The sequence below is a fragment of the Bacteroides sp. 1_1_30 genome (assembly GCF_020982715.1).
Lineage (GTDB): Bacteria > Bacteroidota > Bacteroidia > Bacteroidales > Bacteroidaceae > Bacteroides > Bacteroides xylanisolvens.
On record NZ_JAJKHN010000181.1, the window covers coordinates 1 to 2,896 of the forward strand.

Annotated in this window: 3 protein-coding genes and 1 pseudogene; 3 read left to right on the forward strand and 1 reads right to left on the reverse strand. The window is 49.2% G+C overall.

What is annotated here, in order from left to right:
• Window positions 1-378 (forward strand): annotated as a pseudogene (locus LPH68_RS25945) (hypothetical protein); the annotation flags it as partial.
• 38 nt (window positions 379-416) lie between these two features.
• Window positions 417-1,922: a toxin glutamine deamidase domain-containing protein gene (locus LPH68_RS25950; protein WP_217315485.1), complete on the forward strand. Its 1,506-nt coding sequence runs from the start codon at window positions 417-419 to the stop codon at window positions 1,920-1,922.
• Here the strand turns inward: LPH68_RS25950 and LPH68_RS25955 are convergent.
• A complete protein-coding gene (locus tag LPH68_RS25955; RefSeq protein ID WP_117748475.1) occupies window positions 1,884-2,132 on the reverse strand; it encodes a hypothetical protein in 249 nt (82 codons plus the stop codon). The two genes, LPH68_RS25950 and LPH68_RS25955, sit on opposite strands and share 39 nt — an antisense overlap.
• A 68-nt stretch (window positions 2,133-2,200) precedes the next feature.
• Here LPH68_RS25955 and LPH68_RS25960 point away from each other — a divergent pair, with 68 nt between their 5' ends.
• On the forward strand, window positions 2,201-2,824 hold the full coding sequence (locus LPH68_RS25960; RefSeq protein WP_230297250.1) for a hypothetical protein: 624 nt from the start codon (window positions 2,201-2,203) through the stop codon (window positions 2,822-2,824).
• Window positions 2,825-2,896 lie beyond the last annotated feature (72 nt).

Below are 2,896 nucleotides of genomic sequence, written 5' to 3' on the forward strand. Positions count from 1 at the left end.
GACATGACGGACATTCTGCTGCGCATGGGCATCAATACTGAAGGGGGGACATTCTGCTTTCCGGAACCGAAAGAAACAGATGCCGGTACCAAAATATCCATCCTCACGCAGCTGAAGAAGAACTTCAACATCCCCATCGACGACGATTATCTCTATGAGGAATTCGGTATCGACAAACCGGCCAATTACGAGCAGCTGAAGGCGGAACAAAAGACGGCTGAACAAGCCGACCAGATTCCAAGCCCGAAGAAGGAGCCGGAGCCAGCGAATAAGGGACGGGATGATGAACCGACACCGAAACAGAAAAAAAACTTCCGGAACTGGCTCAAAGGTTTTTTCGTGAAAGCCCCGGCAGACGGGGCAGCTTTAGACTGGTAGTCGACAGACTGTATGCGGCTGATAATGGCAGCATCTCCATGGAGTTTGACTTCTCCGAAGAGGTGCTGAGGCGTGCCTTGCTGAACATATACAGCAGGGACTTTCATCCGGCAACCGAAATCGAAATCAACCTGTTCAATGAAATATGGGCAAAGATGGACAAGGCGGCAAAGGAAGGGTTCAGCAAATCCAAGGCCATTACTCCGGACGAGGATTTCAGAAATGCCATACTCCGGAACAATGCCGTATTCTCGGCATTCAAGGTACATCGTATGCAGAATGACATGGCACGACTTTTATTGGATTCAAACGGCATTTTAAAACCGTTCGACAAATGGGTACAGGAAGTCTTGCCCATTGCTTCCCATCAGGTTCGTCACTGGCTGCGGACGGAGTATGATACGGCGGTCATCCGGGCGCATCAGGCGGCTGACTGGCAACAGTTCCTGCGCGAACGCGATATTCTGCCCAACCTCAAATGGCTACCGTCCACCTCCATTCATCCGGGGGCTGACCACCGCCCGTTCTGGAATACCATCCGGCCGATTGATGACACGTTCTGGAACATCCACCGACCGGGCGACCGGTGGAACTGCAAATGCGACCTCACTGCCACCGACGAGGAGCCGACACCACTTCCGGACGAAGACGACAAGAACAAGCCCCAGCCCGGACTGGATAACAATCCGGGAACGGACGGCAAACTGTTTTCCGACAATCATCCATATCAGGCAGAGGCCCACAAAGGTGCCCAAAAAGCTGTGGATAAACTTATGGCCCGTATTGACGAGATGATTGCGGAAATGCCGGACTACCTTACCGGGGAGGAAAAAATGGCCATTGCCCGGAACAACCTCGAAATGGAAAAGGCTCTTAAAATCAAAAAAGGAAAACCTATGGATGTGGATAAGGCGGATAAACAGAATGCGAATCCCAAACACGTGGACGAGTATATTCCTGATCCTAACGGGATATATCGTGATAAAAGGGGAAACAGATACCGGAAGAACAGCGATTACGATAAAAAACGGGATACTCCATACAGTATCAACTGCCAGACTTGCGCACCGGCATACGCTTTACGATTACGTGGATGGGATATTACCGCCAAAGGCAATGTCGCAGGGTCTAAACTTGAATACCTGAGTAATGGACGTGCTTTTGAAGTCTGGAAAAACACCGACGGTACTCCGGCGCAACATATAAGTATAAACAGCTGGCTTGCGCACAAAGGGTATCTGAAAATGACCCCTAAAAGGTACATGGAGTATTTCAATGAGGTATGTAAGGAAGAAGGCGTGTATGAATTGAGTATCGGCTGGAAAAGCGGGGGCGGGCATGCTACAATCCTGCAACGGTTCGCAGACGGCGAACTAAGGTACATAGAACCCCAAAGCGACAATTCTGCCGGTTCCGGAATGGAATGGAAAGATGTGAAATATTTATGTGAAATAGGAGCTGCGACTTCCCACAGCTGCAGGGGAGTCCTGAGAATTGACAATAAATTATTCGATGTCTCCTTCCTCGATATTTTCGATACATGAATCGATAACGTCAAGGGATAACGGACCGGTTATTTCGGTCGCGTCTTTACCGTCATACAGATAGACGAAAGGATAACCGGTACAGGAGTCTTCCGGAAACTTGAACACATAGGCTTCCTGGCCTTCATAAATACCAAGGTATTCGAAGGTGTCACCGTATTGCTCAATAAGCGTACGCGCCTCGTTCTTTACTTGTTCCGGTATATTCATAACGCATAAAAGGCATATTGAAAGCCTTGGTTGCAAAGTTATAAATTATTCTTGAATTACTGATGATTATGGACATAAAAGATTTTGCAGAACTGATAAAGCGGAAACGTGACAGACTAGATAGCATGATGCGACGCAAAATGCCGGTCATGGTAGGACGAATGGCCAAAGACCATTTTCAGGACAACTTCCGGCAGGGTGGATTTGTCAATGGCGGTCTTCACCCTTGGCCCAAAGCCAAACGGCTGTCCTCGGGAGGTTCCGATGCCGCCAGCAACTACGGCACGCTGCTCTCCAGTAGGAAGCATCTGTTCAAATCGGTCGGATATACACCTGCAGACTACCGGGTAAGGGTATTCAACGAGGTGGTCTATGCACCCATCAACAACTGGGGCGGGGAAATCGATGTCACCGTCACAGACCGCATGAGGCGCTTTGCATGGGCCAAGTTCTACAAGGCTTCGGGAAAAAGAAAAAAAGCCGGCACAGGGCAAAAGAAACGCGTCAAACGACGTTCCAAGCCGAAGGAACTGAATCCGCAGGCACAGTTCTGGAGGAACATGGCGCTTACCCAAAAAAAGAAACTGCACATCCGCATCCCGCAGCGCCAGTTCATGGGCGAAAGCGAAGAATTGAACCGGCGTATCCGGGAAAAGGTGGACCAGGAAATTACCAACATTTTAAACCAATAACGATATGGACGAAATTTTTATCGCAATCATGGAACAGATTGCACAGGAAATGCCGGAACTCTCGCTCATCGA

What these genes read in the sequence shown, in the direction of transcription:
- LPH68_RS25955 (WP_117748475.1), bottom strand. Translation starts at nt 2,132, where the DNA reads ATGAATATACCGGAACAAGTAAAGAACGAGGCGCGTACGCTTATTGAG.
- LPH68_RS25960 (WP_230297250.1), top strand. Translation starts at nt 2,201, where the DNA reads ATGGACATAAAAGATTTTGCAGAACTGATAAAGCGGAAACGTGACAGA.
- LPH68_RS25950 (WP_217315485.1), top strand. Translation starts at nt 417, where the DNA reads ATGGAGTTTGACTTCTCCGAAGAGGTGCTGAGGCGTGCCTTGCTGAAC.